This is a genomic window from Rhizobium sp. CB3090, assembly GCF_029714285.1.
Lineage (GTDB): Bacteria > Pseudomonadota > Alphaproteobacteria > Rhizobiales > Rhizobiaceae > Rhizobium.
On sequence record NZ_CP121662.1, the window covers coordinates 1479247 to 1496938 of the forward strand.

18 protein-coding genes and 1 tRNA gene are annotated in these 17692 nt (G+C 58.0%); 12 read left to right on the forward strand and 7 right to left on the reverse strand.

Annotated features, from left to right (window positions below; all coding sequences use genetic code 11):
* The first annotated feature begins 60 nt into the window (after nt 1-60).
* The 5 genes from pip to QA646_RS07220 all read left to right on the forward strand — a co-directional run bounded on the left by pip (nt 61) and on the right by QA646_RS07220 (nt 5222).
* On the forward strand, nt 61-1023 hold the full coding sequence (pip, locus tag QA646_RS07200; protein WP_283058359.1) for a prolyl aminopeptidase: 963 nt from the start codon (nt 61-63) through the stop codon (nt 1021-1023).
* Nucleotides 1024-1456: 433 nt separating this feature from the next.
* Complete coding sequence (locus QA646_RS07205; protein WP_283058995.1) at nt 1457-2026, forward strand: transglutaminase-like cysteine peptidase; 570 nt, start codon at nt 1457-1459, stop codon at nt 2024-2026.
* Between the two features lie 372 nt (nt 2027-2398).
* On the forward strand, nt 2399-3157 hold the full coding sequence (locus tag QA646_RS07210) for a hypothetical protein (RefSeq protein WP_283058996.1): 759 nt from the start codon (nt 2399-2401) through the stop codon (nt 3155-3157).
* 129 nt (nt 3158-3286) lie between these two features.
* Entirely contained in the window at nt 3287-4816 is a 1530-nt protein-coding gene (locus QA646_RS07215) for a serine hydrolase (protein ID WP_283058360.1), read from the forward strand.
* 130 nt (nt 4817-4946) lie between these two features.
* Entirely contained in the window at nt 4947-5222 is a 276-nt protein-coding gene (locus QA646_RS07220; RefSeq protein WP_283058361.1) for a hypothetical protein, read from the forward strand.
* On the opposite strand, the gene QA646_RS07225 is transcribed toward QA646_RS07220, so the two are convergent.
* Together QA646_RS07225 and QA646_RS07230 are read right to left on the reverse strand one after the other, a co-directional pair.
* Complete coding sequence (locus tag QA646_RS07225) at nt 5219-5653, reverse strand: DUF1489 family protein (RefSeq protein ID WP_283058362.1); 435 nt, start codon at nt 5651-5653, stop codon at nt 5219-5221. The two genes, QA646_RS07220 and QA646_RS07225, sit on opposite strands and share 4 nt — an antisense overlap.
* A 60-nt stretch (nt 5654-5713) precedes the next feature.
* Nucleotides 5714-7120 carry an L-serine ammonia-lyase gene (locus QA646_RS07230; protein WP_283058363.1) on the reverse strand — a complete coding sequence of 469 codons (1407 nt, stop codon included), beginning with the start codon at nt 7118-7120 and terminating at the stop codon, nt 5714-5716.
* Nucleotides 7121-7320: 200 nt separating this feature from the next.
* Between QA646_RS07230 and QA646_RS07235 the strand changes: the two genes are divergently transcribed.
* The 4 genes from QA646_RS07235 (at nt 7321) to QA646_RS07250 (ending at nt 10337) form a co-directional block, all read left to right on the forward strand.
* On the forward strand, nt 7321-8013 hold the full coding sequence (locus tag QA646_RS07235) for a DUF599 family protein (RefSeq protein WP_283058364.1): 693 nt from the start codon (nt 7321-7323) through the stop codon (nt 8011-8013).
* A gap of 67 nt (nt 8014-8080) precedes the next feature.
* Nucleotides 8081-9070: a DUF1624 domain-containing protein gene (locus tag QA646_RS07240; protein ID WP_283058365.1), complete on the forward strand. Its 990-nt coding sequence runs from the start codon at nt 8081-8083 to the stop codon at nt 9068-9070.
* A gap of 12 nt (nt 9071-9082) precedes the next feature.
* Nucleotides 9083-9556, forward strand: a complete 474-nt coding sequence (locus tag QA646_RS07245; RefSeq protein ID WP_283058366.1) for an isoprenylcysteine carboxylmethyltransferase family protein — start codon at nt 9083-9085, stop codon at nt 9554-9556.
* An 85-nt stretch (nt 9557-9641) separates the two neighbouring features.
* A complete protein-coding gene (locus QA646_RS07250) occupies nt 9642-10337 on the forward strand; it encodes a class I SAM-dependent methyltransferase (RefSeq protein WP_283058997.1) in 696 nt (231 codons plus the stop codon).
* Nucleotides 10338-10454: 117 nt separating this feature from the next.
* Here the strand turns inward: QA646_RS07250 and QA646_RS07255 are convergent, their stop codons facing one another.
* Entirely contained in the window at nt 10455-10841 is a 387-nt protein-coding gene (locus QA646_RS07255) for a MerR family DNA-binding transcriptional regulator (protein ID WP_283058368.1), read from the reverse strand.
* Nucleotides 10842-10964: 123 nt separating this feature from the next.
* Nucleotides 10965-12383, reverse strand: coding sequence for a magnesium transporter (gene mgtE, locus QA646_RS07260; protein WP_283058369.1), 1419 nt, complete (start codon nt 12381-12383; stop codon nt 10965-10967).
* A 176-nt stretch (nt 12384-12559) separates the two neighbouring features.
* Here mgtE and QA646_RS07265 point away from each other — a divergent pair, with 176 nt between their 5' ends.
* Nucleotides 12560-13054 carry a peptide deformylase gene (locus QA646_RS07265; protein WP_283058370.1) on the forward strand — a complete coding sequence of 165 codons (495 nt, stop codon included), beginning with the start codon at nt 12560-12562 and terminating at the stop codon, nt 13052-13054.
* 80 nt (nt 13055-13134) lie between these two features.
* Here QA646_RS07265 and QA646_RS07270 read toward each other — a convergent pair whose 3' ends face one another.
* Both QA646_RS07270 and QA646_RS07275 read right to left on the reverse strand, forming a co-directional pair.
* Nucleotides 13135-13650 (reverse strand): hypothetical protein, encoded by a 516-nt coding sequence (locus QA646_RS07270; RefSeq protein WP_283058371.1) that lies wholly within the window; start codon nt 13648-13650, stop codon nt 13135-13137.
* Nucleotides 13651-15054: 1404 nt separating this feature from the next.
* Nucleotides 15055-15139: transfer RNA gene (locus QA646_RS07275), tRNA-Leu, on the reverse strand.
* 243 nt (nt 15140-15382) lie between these two features.
* On the opposite strand from QA646_RS07275, the gene lipB reads away from it, so the two are divergent.
* On the forward strand, nt 15383-16099 hold the full coding sequence (gene lipB / locus QA646_RS07280) for a lipoyl(octanoyl) transferase LipB (protein ID WP_283058372.1): 717 nt from the start codon (nt 15383-15385) through the stop codon (nt 16097-16099).
* Here lipB and QA646_RS07285 read toward each other — a convergent pair.
* On the reverse strand, nt 16096-16518 hold the full coding sequence (locus QA646_RS07285; RefSeq protein ID WP_028753292.1) for a helix-turn-helix transcriptional regulator: 423 nt from the start codon (nt 16516-16518) through the stop codon (nt 16096-16098). The two genes, lipB and QA646_RS07285, sit on opposite strands and share 4 nt — an antisense overlap.
* Nucleotides 16519-16741: 223 nt before the next feature.
* On the opposite strand from QA646_RS07285, the gene QA646_RS07290 reads away from it, so the two are divergent.
* Nucleotides 16742-17677 (forward strand): DMT family transporter, encoded by a 936-nt coding sequence (locus QA646_RS07290; RefSeq protein WP_283058374.1) that lies wholly within the window; start codon nt 16742-16744, stop codon nt 17675-17677.
* Nucleotides 17678-17692: the final 15 nt, after the last annotated feature.

The following is a 17692-nucleotide window of genomic DNA, read 5'->3' on the forward strand; positions in this document are numbered from 1 at the left end:
GTGCTGTCACGTCGGCTTGTGAAATAGCCGTGTTTCGCCCCTCTGTCCGTGTGACGGCCGATGAAGACGCTTTATGCTCAAATCGAGCCCTATGATCAGGGCATGCTTGACATCGGCGATGGCCACAGCATTTGTTGGACGCAATCGGGCAATCCGAAGGGTGTTCCCGTCGTCGTCCTGCATGGCGGTCCGGGCTCCTGCAGTTCCGCGAGTACTCGCCGCTTTTTCGATCTGGAACACTATCGCATCATTCAATTCGACCAGCGCGGCTGCGGCGGTAGCCGACCGCATGCATCCGAGCCGAAGGCCAATCTTTCCGCCAACACCACATGGCACCTGGTTGAGGACATCGAGAAGCTTCGGCGCTTCTTTGGTATCGAGCGCTGGTTAGTCTATGGCAATTCCTGGGGCTGTACGCTGGCACTGGTCTATGCCGAGACGCATCCGCAATTCGTTGCAGCCCTCATTGTCGTTGGCGTCACCATGACCCGGCAGTCCGAGATCGATTGGCTTTATAATGGGCTTGCCCGTTTCTTTCCTGAGGAATGGGTACGCTTCCGTGCTGGCGTGCCAGAGAGCGAGCGCGACGGCGACTTGGTTGCCGCGTACCATCGCTTGCTCCGTAATCCGGATCCGGCCGTCCATGTCAAGGCTGCTAAGGACTGGCACGATTGGGAATCGGCTTCGATCCTCGTCGATATCAGCGCGACCTTGCCCAGCCGCTGGTCCGATCCCCGATACCTCACCGCAAGAGCGCGCATCATCACACATTACTTCCATCATCGCGGCTGGTTGGAAGACGGGCAGATACTGAGAGACATTCACCGGCTTAGCGATATTCCCTGCGTGATGATCCAGGGCCGGCTCGATCTCGAGGCGCCCGTCGTTACAGCATGGGAACTGTCGCGGGCATGGCCCGCAGCAAGATTGGTCGTGGTTCCTAATTCCGCTCATTCGCCGGCGACGTTTGAGATGGCAGCAGCCATCGTCGACGCAACCGATGAATTTCGCGTCATTGGCTGACGCCAAAAAAATTCAAATTTTTTTGGCAGACCTTTTCCCAAAATGGCACAGGTTGAGGGAAATTCCGGCACTGACGACGCTCTGGCGATGTGCTGAGATGAAGCGGCTGTCCCATTTTCACGCCGCTGTCGGCAAATAGTGTGCCTCGCCGATTTCTATCGCAGAGAACAAAATCATTTGAAAACAAATGGGTATGGGGAATCCCAACGCGGCAGCCCTCGGGGAGAAACACTCCAATTTTAATCGAATTCTCCGAAAGTTCGATTCAAGTTTTGCTCTCATTTTATGACAATTCGATCCGCATTTGAATCAACTAAGCCATTAATTTGACTACGTAATTTTGCGTCGGATAAAAGCCTGCATGTCATTCTGTTCCCAATAAAACAGGGACACGGACATGAGCTTTCAATTCCTTCTTCGCGGCTATGCCGCAATGGCTCTTTTCACCTTCGGCTGTCTCGGCTTCGCCCATGCGACGCCGGCCAACATGACGATCACCGGTGATGCTGCCCCCCCGATCGGTCATTATGAGTTCTGCAAGGAAAATCCGAAGGAATGCGCTTATGCCGGCGGCGATTCTGGTCCCGCTCTTCTGACTGAGGATCGCTGGAAGACCATCCTGAAGATCAACTACACGGTCAACACGACGATCAAGCCGATGACCGATATGGATCTCTATGGCGTCGAGGAAAAATGGGCGATCCCGACCACCGCCGGCGACTGCGAGGATTTCGCTCTGCTGAAGCGGAAGGAACTGATCGATGCCGGCTTTTCTGCCTCTGATCTGCTGATGACGGTCGTGCTGCAGCCGAACGGCGAAGGCCATGCCGTGTTGACGGTGCGCACCGATCGCGGCGACTTCGTTCTCGACAACATGCGCAACAAGGTGAAGCTTTGGTCGGACACCGAATATACGTTCCTGAAGCGTCAGTCCGCCGACGATCCGGCCCGCTGGGTCAAGATTCAGGATGGCCGCGCCGTCGCGGTCGGCAGCTTGAAGTAAGTCCGCCATGCGATCGCCGGTGAGATAGCACCGGCGGTCTCGGTCAAAGGCCCCGGTCTGTCCCCGCATTTCTGTCCCGACCGGCGCCTCGGAGCCGTTCCCGCTGTCCCGGGAACGGCTCTTTTTCATTTCAGGACTACCCCCAAGGCAATTGCAGGGGAAAACGTGCACGCTGCCCCCTTCGGCCCGAAATCCGCCCCGATTTGCGGAAAGGTGTTCGTGCCGATAAATATGTGAGCCGACGCATTTTTAATCGGTCATTAACCATCAAGGCGGCAATCATTCCACAACGAGACTCATCAGGGGTCTTGAGCCGCGGCGGACGCGTCATTGACGATCGTTTCCAAGGCGGATGGAACCGAAGGCAAGAGCATGACCCCTCCTCTGTCGTCCGCCTCCACGATCGACGAACAGCCGCTGATATCAAGCGGCCTTGTTTACCGTCTGACCGCGGGCGTTGCCGTACTCGCCGCCCTTACCGTCGCCATCACCGTCGGCGGCCGCTGGCTCGGCGAGAAGATATCGCTGGCCGGCCACACTGCCGATATCAAGCCGATCACAGTAACGATCGGCGAGGATACGCTGCGTCTTGGCGCCAATACCATTCGTTTCCCGAGCGAACGGGTAAGCGGTGTCGCGGAACGCGTCGATCTCTATCTCACCTGGCCGCAGATGCAGGGCTATAGCGATGCCGACCGCCTGCGCTTTGACGATATTTCCCAGGCTTCGTCGCTGATTTTCCTGCAGCTCAGCCAGAGTACGATGTCGCGCGACATGTCCGGCCGGCTGGAGCCGATCTATTCGCATCTGATGGAAGGCGACGCGTTCGCCGGTCCGCATGGGTTGACGGCGCATCGCCTGCGCGCCGACGCCGGCTACAATGGCGAAGTGCTTCTGACTGCGCCGCGCGCCGGCGAGCCGGATTATGTCGTGCGCTGTATCTTGCCCACTTCGGCCGATCAGGCGACCAGCGGCGATTGTCAAAGGGATATCAAGGTGGGCAAGGATCTCAGCGTGCTTTATCGTTTTTCCAGTCATCAGCTTGGTGACTGGCAGACGATGGATGCCGCTGTCCGGAATTTCGTCAAGACCCGCCTTGTCGATACAACCAGCGCAACCGAATCTCCGTAAGTGATGACTAAAATTATGCGGAAACTTGAAACCAACTGTTCATCATAAACCGATTGGTAACGCTAAGCCCCTACTCTTGGACCTCAACGGGCGTTCATGGAGGCGGCGGCCGGATAATCGAGAACGTAAATGCAAGCAGAGAGTGAAGTAGTGTCCAGATCAATTTTTTCCGCATCCTCATCAAACTCCGGCAAGTTTTTGGCGAGGGCGCTGTTCGGTTTGGCAATCACGACTGCGACGGTAACGGTTACCGTCGATGTGTCTGATGCGGCCGGAGGCCCGAAATACGCGGGCATAGTCATTGATGCGAACACGGGTAATGTTCTCTACAGCGAAAATGCGGATACGCTTCACTACCCCGCCTCGCTGACCAAGATGATGACTGTCTATCTGACCTTCGAGGCGCTTGAAGCCGGTCGGATCACACTCGATACTCCCGTCGTCTTCTCGAAAAACGCTGCCTCGCAGGCCCCGACCAAGCTTGGCATCGGTACCGGCCGGTCTGTTACCGTTCGGGAGGCGATCCTCGGCATCGTCACCAAGTCGGCCAATGATGCGGCGATGGCGCTCGGCGAAATGCTGGGCGGCTCGGAAGATAACTTTGCCCGCATGATGAACGACAAGGCCCGCGCGCTTGGAATGACGCGCACGACTTATCGCAATCCGAACGGCCTGCCGAATACCGCGCAGATGACGACGGCGCGCGATCAGGCCCGTTTGGGTATCGCGCTGCGTGAGCACTTCCCGCAATATTACGGCTTCTTCTCTGAGACGAGCTTTCGTCTCGGCAACAGAGTAATCCCGGGCCATAACCATCTGCTCGGCTCGGTTCGTGGTGTCGACGGCATCAAGACGGGTTACACCCGTGCTGCCGGATACAATCTCGCCACTTCGGTAAAGATCGACGGCCGGTCGATCGTCGGCGTCGTGCTCGGCGGCGCCTCGACGCCCGCACGCGACAACCAGATGCGCAAGCTGATCGCCACCTATCTGCCACAAGCGTCCGCGAAGCATATCGCCTCTAACGTGGTCGCTCAGACGACCGCGGAAGCGCCGGACGTTCAGGCTGCAAGCGCCCGCATGGCGGCTGCCGGCAACGTGAAGATGAGCAAAGACGAGACCGCCGAGGCTGACGACGATCAGCAGCCGTCCAGCGCTGCGGCTTTTGCGGCGATAACGCCAAAGTCGAGCAATCCGCTGCTTGCGACTAGGCAGAAGCAACGCGCTGCAGCCGATGAAGTCGCTTCAATCGAGCCGGCATCGACACTTGCGGATGAAAACGACACGGATGAAGTCGATTCCGTCACGACGGCGTCTACGTCCAAATCCGATACCAAGATCATCAAGACCCAAAAGGCTGAAAAGACGGAAAAGGCTGAAAAGCCCGAGAAGGCTGCCAAGGCGAGCAAGGCTGAGACCGGCCCGACCGGCTGGGTCGTTCAGATCGGCATTTCCTCCAGCAAGGACGGCGCCAACGATCTGCTCGATACCGCCAAGAGCAAGGGCGGCAAGGCTTTGCGCTTGGCCAAACCCTATGCGCTTGCCTTTGATGGCGGCTATCGCGCTCGTTTCGGCGGTTTCGAGGACCAGAATGCGGCTGTCAACGCCTGCAAAGCTCTCAAGAAAGCCGGCATGAAGTGCTGGGCGAGCTTGGAATAAGGACGTGACACGGTTTTTCGTGCCGCATCGTTCGAAGATCTACCGGATTCCGGGTCGCGGAATCCGGTTCTTCCGGCCACGTATAACTAGGGGCCGGCCCTGAGTTTGTAATGTGTTACGGGGTGTGAAAATGGCGATGAACGAGAACTTTCCGGGTTTCTCGCTCGATGGCGGGGGAAAGACGAAATCGAAGAGCTTTGCTCTTCATCCGCTGCATGAGGCAGCCATGCGGTTAGCCGATCTTGGCCTCAACAGGTCGCGCTCGCGCAACAAAACGAAAGACCTGATCGGCATCCTGCTCTGCCACGGAGCCCGCGCCTGGCGCTATTCTCAACCGGAAGCCCACATCCACCTGCACATCACAGCGCCGAACGGCCAAGCTCCGGTGTTGATGCGATTGCGCTAAAGCAATCCCAATTCCGAAAGTTCCCGCCTCAAGTCTGCGGGAAGTTCAGCGACACCACCAAGGCTGTCGAGGTCACGCGGCACATCCTCTTGCGGCAGATATCGCCAGCCCTGGAAGGCGCGGCGCGGCTGGCCAGCGGTCTCGACGACGCTTGGATCGAGGATGAGTCGGCAACGTTGGATGCCGTCAACGTCTGTGAAGGTTTCGATGCCGAGCAGTTTCTGTCGCGCCTGCACCTGCCCCTTGATCACCCAATAAAGCGACCCGCCGTCCAGTAGCTCTTCCATACGCTTCGGCACCATCCGGGTCGTATGGGTGGTGTGCGGCTCCAATCCGGCGGCGATGGCGCTCATCGCCCGTTCGGAAACCCATTCGCGCAGATCATCGAGAGAGTCGGCGCCAACGCATAATTTGATGAGATGCAAAGCCATGCCGCCCGTTGAAATCCTTTTGGCGGGCAGCGTCAAGCTTTTAGAGTGAGGCTTCCACACTCAACACTCGACGACATTCACCGCGAGCCCGCCCGTAGACGTTTCCTTGTATTTCTCGCTCATGTCGTAGCCGGTCTGCCGCATGGTTTCGATGCAGGCATCGAGCGGCACGAAATGCTGACCGTCGCCTTTGATGGCGAGCGATGCAGCCGTCACTGCCTTGACTGCGCCGAGCGCATTGCGCTCGATGCAGGGTACTTGCACGAGGCCGGCGATAGGGTCACAGGTCATGCCGAGATGGTGTTCCAGCGCAATCTCGGCGGCGTTTTCTATCTGTGCGGGCGTCGCGCCCATCACGGCGGCAAGCCCCGCAGCCGCCATCGCGGCCGCCGAGCCCACCTCGCCCTGACAGCCCACTTCGGCGCCGGAGATCGAGGCATTATGCTTGATGATGCCGCCGACGGCAGCCGCGGTCAGCAGGTAGTTGCGGATGCCGTCCTGATCCCAATCCTCATGGAAATGTTGGTAGTAGCGGATCGTGGCCGGAATGACACCGGCTGCGCCATTGGTCGGCGCTGTGACCACTCGCCCGCCCGCGGCATTCTCCTCATTGACTGCCATGGCATAGACGCTCAGCCAATCATTGGCGAGCAGCGGATTGATGCGGTTGCTGCGCCATTCTTCCTGCAGCTTGTCGTGGATTGCTCGCGCCCGGCGGCGCACCTTCAGGCCGCCCGGCATGATGCCTTCGACCTTCAAGCCGCGATCGATGCAGCTATTCATCGCCGCCCAGATGCGGTCGAGCCCGGCGTCGAGCTCCTCGCTGCTCATGCGCGTCTCTTCATTGGCGCGCTTCATCTGCGCGATCGAAAGGCCTGAGCGCTCGGCCATTTCGAGCATCTGCTTGGCGGTGGCGAAGGGGAACGGAATTCGCTCACCGGAGGAGGCCTTCTTCTTATCGGCGCGCATCTGTTCGAGCTCGGTGTCGGTGACGACGAAGCCGCCGCCGACGGAATAATAGATGCGCTTGACGAGCAGGCGTTCGTCCTTGTCGAAGGCGGAAAAGCTCATGCCGTTGGCATGGCCCGGCAGCGGTACCTTCTTGTCGAAGATCAGATCGGTTTTCGGCTGGAATTGATAGGTCGGATGGCCCGGCGGCATGATGCGCCCAGTACGCTCCACCTCTTCGATGATGGCATCCATTCGATCGGGGTCCACCGAATCTGGCCGCTCGCCCATCAAACCAAGGATCACCGCCCTGCCCGTACCGTGCCCGATGCCGGTATGTGCGAGCGAGCCGTGCAGGCTGACTTTGATCGAATCCACATGCACATTCGAGGACGGCCGCGGCCATTCGCTTGACAGCACGAGATCGAGGAAGCGATTGGCGGCCGACATCGGACCCATCGTGTGCGAACTGGAAGGCCCCACGCCGATCTTGAAAACATCGAAAACTGAAAGAAACATGGACCTTTGGTGCCTCCTCGGCAAATCATGCGAACGGCGAAGCTACGCCATCGGAGCAACCCCGCATAGCGATCCACCGACATCGGATTTCATGCTTGCGACATTACATATAGGCACGATGCTGCGCAAACATAAGGCCATTGCGCCCCAATGGACGTACGCTACAGTCGCCGGCAAATAGACTTGGAGAATCTGCTTTCATGACGACCGCCGACTATGTCGCCCTCGCCCTCTTCATTCTCCTCTGGGCCGCGCACAACTGGATCGTCAGTAGCGCCCGCTTCTTCAACCGCACCAGCCTGACGCTGGCCATGAACGAGCGCCGGCGTGAATGGATCTACAATTCGCTTCGCCGCGACTTGAAGATGATCGACACGCAGATTCTGTCCGGTCTGCAGAACGGCACCGGTTTCTTCGCCTCTACGTCGATCTTCGCCATTGGTAGCTGCTTCGCCTTGCTCGGTGCTACCGACAAGGTCAACGCCTTCTTTTCCGACCTGCCCTTCGTCTTCAACGGTGGCCGCACCGCCTTCGAAATCAAGGTGGCGGGACTTGCCTGCCTGTTCGGCTATGCCTTCTTCAAATTCGGCTGGGCCTATCGTCTGTTCAACTATTGCACCATCCTCTTCGGCTCCTTGCCGATGCTGGCGGAAGCCGAGCTCGATCCGGTGCGGGCGGAACGCGCCGCCGAACGGGTGATCCGCATGAATGTCATTGCCGCGCGCAACTTCAACGCTGGCCTGAGAGCGATCTTCCTATCGATCGGCTATCTCGGCTGGTTCCTCAGTCCCTACGTCTTCATCGTCACGACGGTCTTCATCATCATCGTCCTGATCCGCCGGCAGTTTTTTTCCGATGCGCGTCTGGCCATCATGGATATCGATGTGCCATGACATCGCCACGTTGGCGGTAATCAAGTCGGCGCCGACGATTTGAATTCATGCCTGGAAGGACCTGCCAATGGCCGTTATCGCCGAGAGCATCGATGCACCGCAGAAGATGCCCCGCATCGGCATTCTGGACACGGCCCGCGGCATCGCCCTTCTGGCGATGGCGAGCTATCACTGCACCTGGGATTTCGAGTTTTTCGGCTATCTCGAAGCGGGCACGGCGGAGACCGGCTGGCTGAAAATTTACGCCCGCGCCATCGCGAGCACCTTCCTGTTTCTCGCCGGCTTCAGCCTGGTGCTTGCCAACACGCCCGAAATCCGCTGGCGGCCCTATTTCAAGCGCCTCGGCGTGATCGTGGCCGCCGCGGTTGCGATCTCCATCGTCACCTTCATCGGCATGCGCGACGAATGGATATTCTTCGGCATTCTTCACAGCATCGCCGCCGCCAGCATCATCGGCCTGCTCTTCCTGCGCCTGCCGGCTTTCGCGACGCTGCTGATAGCCGTGCTGCTTGGCGCCGGCATTGTCGTTGATAATGTCATCGCGCCGTTTTCGCTACATTCCGCTGTCTTCGATGTGCCCTGGCTCTATTGGCTCGGCTTGTCGGAAAACCTGCCGCGATCGAATGACTACGTACCGGTTTTCCCCTGGCTGACGCCGTTCCTTTTCGGGCTCGGCATCGCACAACTGGCCATGTCCTTTGGGTGGCTTCGGTCACTGGCAAAGCTTGGTCCCGGCCGCAACCTGATCGCCCGCGTCGGCCGCCACAGCCTGATCTTCTACCTCGTTCACCAGCCGGTGCTCTTCGGTCTCGTCTACCTTCTTTCGCTGGTCGCGCCCGCACCGACTCCCGACCCTACGCTCGGCTATCTCAAGCAATGCCAGGCCTCTTGCGTACGGTCCGGCAGCGAAACCATGTGCCGCAGCTTTTGCCAGTGCACGCTTGACAAACTGCAGGCGCAAAACCTCTTTTTACCCCTGGAATCCGGGGCGATCAAAGCAGATGGCGATGAACGAATAAACCGAATCGCATTACAGTGCTCGGAGCAAGCGCAATGACAGGGTTATTCTATGAATGCCTATCGTTCCAAGTCGCTGAGTTTTCCGTGGCCGCCTTTAATTTATAGTCTTGCAGTTATAGCAGCGCTTTACTTGAATAAGGACTATCCCGTGCGGCTCCCCTATCCAGGGGCCGTTATCGCTTGGGGTATTGGCGCTCTTTTGACGATTGCCGCGGTGACGCTGAATGTCTGGGCAGTGAAGACGCTGTTCGAAAGTCGTACGACCGTGTTGACGCAGCGCTGCACGGCGCATCTGGTGACCAAGGGACCATTCCGCTTCACCCGCAACCCCACCTATCTCGGCTACACCCTGCTGACGGCAGGCCTCGGCCTGATGATCGGCAATCTCTGGTTCGTCGCCATGGCCGCCGTAGCGGCGGCGCTGACCACACCGCTGGTCATCCGCTGCGAGGAGATGCACCTGCTCTCCCGCTTCGGCTGCGAATTCGAGTTCTATTGCAAGCGTACGCGGCGCTGGATTTAAGCCTCAGTGCCACGGCATGAAGCCTTGGTTGTATCAGAAGCTAATGAGCACTCATCGTTCGACAGGCTTTGAAGAGGGAAATACCTTGCCGGAGAATGACTATGATGCGTTCGCGGCGGCTTACGATGCCGACAATGAGGTTAACGCTTGGAATGCATATTACGAACGGCCAGCTATTCTTTCGCTGGTTGGTGACGTCGCTGGTCTTCGCGTTCTCGACGCGGGATGCGGCGGCGGGGCTCATGCCGCAGCATTGCTTGACCGAGGAGCGATACTGACTGGTATCGACTTAAGTGCCGGCTTGCTGCAAATCGCCCGACGTCGACTTGAGGGACGCGCGCGACTGCTGCTGGCTGATCTGAACGAGCCACTGCCCTTCGAGGATGGCGCTTTCGATTTGATCACCGCTTCACTTGTGATGCATTATCTACCCGACTGGTCGATCCCTCTGCTGGAGTTTAGCCGTCTGCTACCTCAAGGCGGTCGACTGATTTTCTCCACCCACCATCCCTTCATGGATCACCATTTGACTGGCAAAGACAATTATTTCGAGACTTATAGCTTTGATGAGACTTGGCAGCGTGGCGGAAAAGATATCGCGATGCGCTTCTGGCATCGGCCGCTGCACACTATGTTCGACGAGATTAAATCGGCTGGATTTCAGATCGATACTCTAAGCGAGCCGCAGCCCGACCACCGAGCCAGAACTCTTTTTCCGGAGGCATATCAGAGCCTGACGACAAAGCCGCGATTCCTCTTCTTCTCGACGGTGAAAGCATAAGGGATAAGGGTCATCTGATGTTTGTTCAGATGAAACAAACTCCCCAACACAGTCTTCTTCAACGAAGATCGTAAAATACATATCAAAACAGAATGAATCGACCTTGAGCGTAAGTCTTCACGTCCCCACGCCAATATCAGCCAGGCGGCCGAGGCAGGCCTCTTCGACATTGTCGAGTTCGGTCAGCGTGTCTTCGATATCCTTGCGTTTCTGGCGCAGCTCCTCGCGTTTCTCGTCGACGCGCTTCATCAGGAGCTTTAGCTGGCCGATCTCGCCCGGCGGCTCCTTGTAGACCTGAATGATCTCGCGGATTTCGGCAATGGTGAAGCCGATGCGGCGGCCACGCAGAATTTCCTGGATCAGGCGGCGGTCGGCTGGCCGGAAAAGGCGCGTGCGGCCCCTGCGCTCGGGATGGATAAGACCTTCATCCTCGTAGAAACGCAAAGTGCGGGTGGAAACGCCGAATTCCCGCGTCAGCTCCGTTATGCTATAAAACCTGTCCAACAATAGTCCGCCTCTCTGGTCCAGAGCCTATAATATTGACTTTTACGTAATAGTCAATTTCAGCAGGCCGGCGATAGACTTCCGACCTTCAGAAGATGTGCTGAATTCAAAGGACTAGCGGCCTTAATGAATGGAAAACCACCAGGTTGCCAGACCGAGGAACGAAAAATATCCCGTACAATCCGTGACCGTGGTGACGAACGCCGACGAGGCAATGGCCGGGTCGGCTCCGAATCGGTGCAGCACCAAAGGCAGCAGGATACCGCCAAGGGCGGCCGCGACGAGATTGATGATCATCGCCGCGGCGATGACGATGCCGAGCTGGAAATCATGGAACCAAAAGGTGGCGATCGCGCCCATGATGATCGCAAAGAGGATGCCGTTGAGAAAGCCGACGCCCGCCTCTCTGCGGATGACACGGAAGGCATTGTAGATGTCGAGGTCGCCGGTTGCGAGGGCGCGGACGGTGACCGTCATTGTTTGTGTGCCGGCATTGCCGCCCATCGAGGCGACGATCGGCATCAGCACGGCAAGCGCAACCATTTTCTCGATTGCGCCGTCGAAGACATTGATAATGCTGGATGCCAGGATCGCCGTGATCAGGTTGACCGCCAGCCAGACAAAGCGTGAGCGCACCGTCGAGGTGATGTTGTCGGACAGTTCTTCGTCGCCGACGCCGCCCAGTCGCTTGATGTCTTCATCGGCCTCTTCATGGATGACGTCGACCACGTCGTCGATGGTCAGCACGCCGACGAGGCGGTCGTTTTCGTCGACCACGGCGGCAGACAGAAGGTCATATTGTTCGAAGACCTGTGCGGCCTCTTCCTGGTCCATTACGGCCGGAATCGGATGCGAGGTCTCGCGCACGATGCTCTCGACCTTCGTCTGTCGCTTGGTCCGCAAAATGCGGTCGAGGTCGACGCTGCCGAGCAGCTTGAAAGTCGGGTCGATGACGAAGATCTGAGTGAAGGCTTCCGGCAGTTCCTCCTCTTCGCGCATATAGTCGATCGTCTGGCCGACCGTCCAGAACGGCGGCACGGCGACGAATTCCGTCTGCATGCGCCGGCCGGCAGAGCTTTCTGGATAATCGAGGGCGCGCCGCAGCCGCACGCGCTCGGTGAACGGCAGTTGCGACAGGATCTCGTCGCGATCTTCCTGGTCCAGGTCTTCGAGAATGTAGACGGCATCGTCCGAATCGAGCTCGCCGATGCCGGCGGCGATCTGGTCGTTCGGCAACTGGTCGACGATCTCCATACGGATCGCGTCGTCCACCTGCGTCAGCGCCGTCATGTCGAAGTCGTCGCCGAGCAATTGTACCAGCGCCAGTCGCTGGTCCGGATGCAGCGATTCCAAGAGGTCGCCGAGCTCGGATTCGTGCAGCCGGACGACATTCTGTTGCAGGAACGGAATATCGCTTCGCGCGATTGCGTCGTTGACGTCGGTCAGGAAATCGGAGCGGACGACGCCGTCCTCGTCGTAGATGTCGGGATTGGTTTTCGCGGAAGCGCTGCCAACGCGTTCGTCTTCGTCGGTCGTCGTCATTTGCCGCCTCCCATCCTGCTTCTGTTCATGGAGAATGACGGCAAAAAGCTGATTGTCAACAATTGGATAGGAGGGAAAGCTAACAATTTGTATCGTGTCTGTAAGACGGTAGCGCCAGCGGCATCTTGCCCCTATCCTTAGGCTGCGTACATGTCGTCCCATTAACAGAGAGAGCCGTGTCAGTCCGTCCCATCATCCGCTTCCCCGACCCATTGTTGAAAACGCCCTGCGCTCCGGTTTCCGTTTTCGACGAAGGCTTGCGCAAGCTTGCCACCGATCTTCTGGACACCATGCGCGCCGCTCCCGGCGTCGGAATCACCGCCGCCCATATCGGCGTGCTCCAGCGCATCACCGTGCTCGAACTCAGCCGGGAGGATGGCGTGCGCACCTATGTCAATCCGGAGATCATCTGGTTTTCCGAGGAGACGATGCGGCATATGGAGGGCAGTGTCTCCACGCCCGGCTTTACGGACGAGATCGTCAGGCCGAAAGCGATCCGCTTTCGTTATCAGGATATCGACGGTCAGGCGCACGAGGCCGAAGCCGAAGGCTTTCTTGCTATCTGCATCCAGCATGAGGTCGACCAGCTCGACGGTCTGTTCTGGCTGCAGCGACTTTCGAAATTGAAGCGCGACCGGCTGGTGAAGAGATGGGAGAAGGCGAAGGCCTGACCCGTCTTGCGTGGATGTCCGAACATAAAAATGCGGGCGCCTTTGGGGCACCCGCCGTATTGTATGCATGAAGCGGCAGATCAGCCCTTCAGCTTGGTGTTGCAGAGGCTGTAATAGCCGCCGCCCTTCTGGATCCACTTCAGGCCGTTGAGCGTGTTCTTGGTCTTGTTGTCGTTATAGGCATCGACGCAGGTATGGAAGCGGCCCTTGCCGGGCGTTTCGCTCGAATATTTCGGATCGACGGCCTTCGGGAAGGTCACGCCGGCCGGCGCTACGGTGGTAGCCTTCGGCGGCTCCTTGGCCGGCGGCTTGGTGGCATCAGGCTCATCGGCAGCCGCCGTCGTCTTGGCAGTGGCAGTGGTCTTTGCCGGCGCAGTGGTCGTCGGTGCCGTGGTAGCAGCGCTTGCATCGGCAGCGCACTGCGAGGCGCGGAAATCATTCCATGTCTGGCCGTTCAGGGTACCGGCTTGCTTGGCGGCCTGATACTTGGTGCTGCACTCTTTCATGGTTAGCGCAGAAGCCGGTGATGAGAGGGCCATCGAGCCCACAACTGCAAGAGACGCAAAAGACATCAACAGGATGGCACGACTGGTCATTGGCAAATCCTCCGCTCTATGACGAATGTCGAATATTAATCACCCCGCCCTTTCGATTGTCAATTGACGCACGAGTCGCGGGCGAGCAACGACACCATATGGGGAGGAACATGAACGGCAACTGTACGGAAATAGCTATCAGAGAGAGAATTTACCTCTGAGATGCAACTGTCAAAGGATGTGGCGGTGCCGATCGCCAGGAGGAGGTGCCGAAACAATCGACGAGACGAAACACCATCTGCTGCGCTGCCGTTAACCTCGTCCATCAACCAATTTCGGAGGTTCCGATTGCAGGTGCATTAACCGAATAGTAACCATCTCTTTGATTGCAAGCTTAGAGATGAAATGCGAATGTCACCTATTGAAATTCCTTTTGAATACAAAATCGAAACAAAAGAAGTGCGATTCGGTCGATGGATCTACGTCATTCATTTGAATGAGGATAGAAGCCGGCCCAGCAGAAAATTTCGAACGCAGGAAGCTGCTCTCGACGACGCTTACGAGATGCTTTCCTATATGCTCTGATCCATTATCACTTCCGTACTCTGTGAGGATCCGAGAGAATGCTTTTGTCAAACGTCTTCAATTGGTCTGGGCAATAATATCGGTGCGAAAAACTCCGTCTCTTTTGTTTTTTATGGGGCTCTTGGCGTTCAGCGCAACGTCCCAGGCCGCCACCGGAGATGATGCGTCCTATAGACAAGATTCATCTGCCCGGGCGAGTGCTGCGCATCGCTTCCGGGCTACCCTACCGACAAAAGAGGGGCAAGTTTTTACAGTCGATTCCGGCAAAGTCTGGTGCACAGGGAAATCTTCCGCGTTTCGGCACGACCAAGCGGTCTTCCCCGTCTTCTGTTCAGGCAGTGAAATCGGCTCGGCAAAAGCGACTGTTAAGTGGGTACGCACTGGCAAACATCCCGAAGCCGAAATGAAGGTTGATTTTGCCGACGGCAAATCGCTTGGCTACAGTATTGGACGCGCAGGCCCCAGGACCGCTTCGCAAGGCGTGCGCTGCGCCGCGTGCTATAAGTGGCACAGGGGTTGCCTCGGCACTTTTGTGACCCGTCCACGTTTGTTGTGCGGATAGGATTGGACTCACCGGTGGAGTCAAACGTGCTCCACGGGGACGCGGGACACTGAAGCTACGGCTGAAGACCAATCCGGCACGTCGAATCAAATCCGTCTACACCAAAGAAACGAGAGCGATTCTGTCGAAGGCCACAGACCCGGGGCATTTCTGGCAAAGCTTAGGCCGAATCAAAAACGAGCGAGGTTTACACCCGTCGAGTAGTACGCTGGAAACTTGCCTTTGGAGCGATGGGAAGGGTCAATGTGTCTCAAGCATTGTTCTAACGCGGGACACCGAACGCCAGAAAGCAAAAAACCCGCCGAAGCGGGTTTTGTTGGTGCGGTCGAGAAGACTCGAACTTCCACGGGTTGCCCCACAGCGACCTCAACGCTGCGCGTCTACCAATTCCGCCACGACCGCATCGTGGTAGGGCCGGATTGCTCCGGCGCGGCTGCATGTAGCAAAAGCATTCGGGGGGCACAAGAGCGATGTGTCAGTTTTTTTAACATTCCCACACAGCCCCCTTAAACGCTCCTTCGGATTCACGGCATCGGTCTCGTAGATGTTTGAATTCCTGTCCAAATAGCTCCATATGTTGATAACCTATCGGCGCGCCAAATTTTGAAGAGAGCTGTCTGCCGAACAGGCGCAAAGGACTGGCTGATGCTACGCACCGATCTCCAACATCAAATGTTTCCGTTTGCCGGCTCGCCGCCGGTGCGCTGGCGTATCGCCGATGGTCTCGTGCCCTATGACGAAGCGGTGGCGACCATGGAGAAGGAGGTGGCAGCGATCGGCGAAGGTCTCGCGCCGGAGCTCGTCTGGCTGGTCGAGCATCCGCCTTTATATACCGCAGGCACCAGCGCCAATGCGGCCGACCTCATCGAACCAGATCGTTTTCCGGTCTTCGCCACCGGGCGCGGCGGCGAATACACGTATCACGGCCCCGGTCAGCGCGTCGCCTATGTCATGCTGGATCTGAAGCGCCGGCGCCAGGATATCCGCGCCTTCGTCGCTGCGTTGGAAGAGGTCATCATCCGAACCCTTGATTCGATGAATGTCCGCGGCGAGCGGCGCGAGGATCGCGTCGGCGTCTGGGTGCGCCGTCCCGAGAAACCGCTGCTGCCGGACGGAACTACGGCTGAAGACAAGATCGCAGCCCTTGGCATCCGGGTGCGCAAATGGGTGACATTTCACGGGCTGTCCCTGAATGTCGATCCCGATCTCGGCCATTTCTCGGGCATCGTGCCCTGCGGAATTTCCGCCTATGGAGTGACCAGCCTCGTCGACCTCGGCCTGCCGGTGATGATGGCGGATGTGGATATCCGCCTGCGCGAAGCTTTCGAGCAGATATTCGGCGAAACCGCCAACGAGCCTTAGTGCGCGACATCCTTGCTGACATTGCGCAGCCGGATCTGATGATCGAGCCTTTCGATCTGGCGGGTCGTCGTCTCGATGAGCTGGCCGATTTCCTGATGTGCGGAGCGCAGGCGAGAAAGTTCGATCTTAACGGCTTCCAGGGCGCGTTGGTCGCTGTCCTCTCCCGGTCCATCGCCGGTGCCGGTCATCAGCCAGCTCGGTGAAACGCCGAACATGGCAGCCATTTTGACCAGAACGGATGGTTGCGGTTCCGAACGGTCCGATTCCCAGGCGATCATCGTCTCTCGCCGGACGCCCAATTGGCTTGCCAGCGATTCGAGGCTGATGCCGGCGGCGTCGCGGGCCATGGAAAGGCGCCCGCCCAGAGTATCGTCGCCTTCATCCGAAAAAACGGTCGTCTCTTGTTCCGTCTTCAACATCGGTGCGATCCTTGTTTTGGTCACGCCGGCGAATTTCTGACGGCGCGCCCATTTTTTCTAGCGGATTTGCCACGCAGACATAGGTCTAGGGGCGTCATGCCGCCACCGTGATATGGCCGAATTGGGAAAGTCCGGCGTTTTGTACGCAATGGTGTGATGAATTGGCAACGGACGTTGATGCCGCATCTTGATTGGATGAGGCTCCTGTGTTTGATGGCCCGTCATGTCCCAAATATCAGTCGCCTCTGCCCGTCAAAATCCGCTACAAGGCATGGCCATCATGGCCAGCGCCATGATCGTGTTGCCGGTGATGGACGCGATCGCCAAATACATGGCGACCTTCGAGGCGATGTCGCCGGGACAGATCACTTTCTACCGCTTCTTCTTCCAGCTCGTCTGCACCCTGCCGCCGCTCTTCGCTGTCTTCGGATGGGCAGCACTTTCGGCCAAGCGGCCGTGGATGAACCTCTTGCGCGGCGCGCTGCACGGCGCGGCAAGCCTGCTGTTTTTCGTTGCGGTGAAATACATGCCGCTTGCCGATGTCTTCGCGATCTATTTCGTCGAACCCTTCATGCTGGCCGCCCTTTCGGCGTTGTTTCTTGGCGACAAGGTCGGCTGGCGGCGCTGGTTGGCAATCGTCGTCGGCTTCGGCGGCGCGATGATCGTCATTCAGCCGAGTTTCGAGATTTTCGGCTGGAAAGCCTTGCTGCCGGTCGCCTGCGCCTTTCTCTACGCGCTTTATCTTTTCATGAACCGCGCTGTCGGCGAAGCCGATTCGCCGTTGACCATGCAGACGATGGCCGGCATTGGCGGCACTATCTTCATGGCGGGTGCGCTCTGGGTAGGGGCATCGGCCGGCGTTGCTGATTTTGCACCGTCCCTGCCCGCTTCCTGGCTCGGTCTCGCATTGCTGCTGATTCTCGGCACGATCTCCGGCTATGCGCATATGCTGATTGTCCGTGCCTTCCGGCTGGCGCCGCTGTCGCTGCTGGCGCCCTTTCAATATTTCGAGATCATCTCGGCAACCATTCTAGGCTATGCGCTGTTCGGGGACTTTCCGAATGTTTCCAAATGGATCGGCATCTTCATTATCGTCGGATCTGGCCTCTTCATCATCTGGCGCGAGCGTGTTCAGTCGCGAGCGATGAAATCGGCCTGAATACGCCCATCTTCC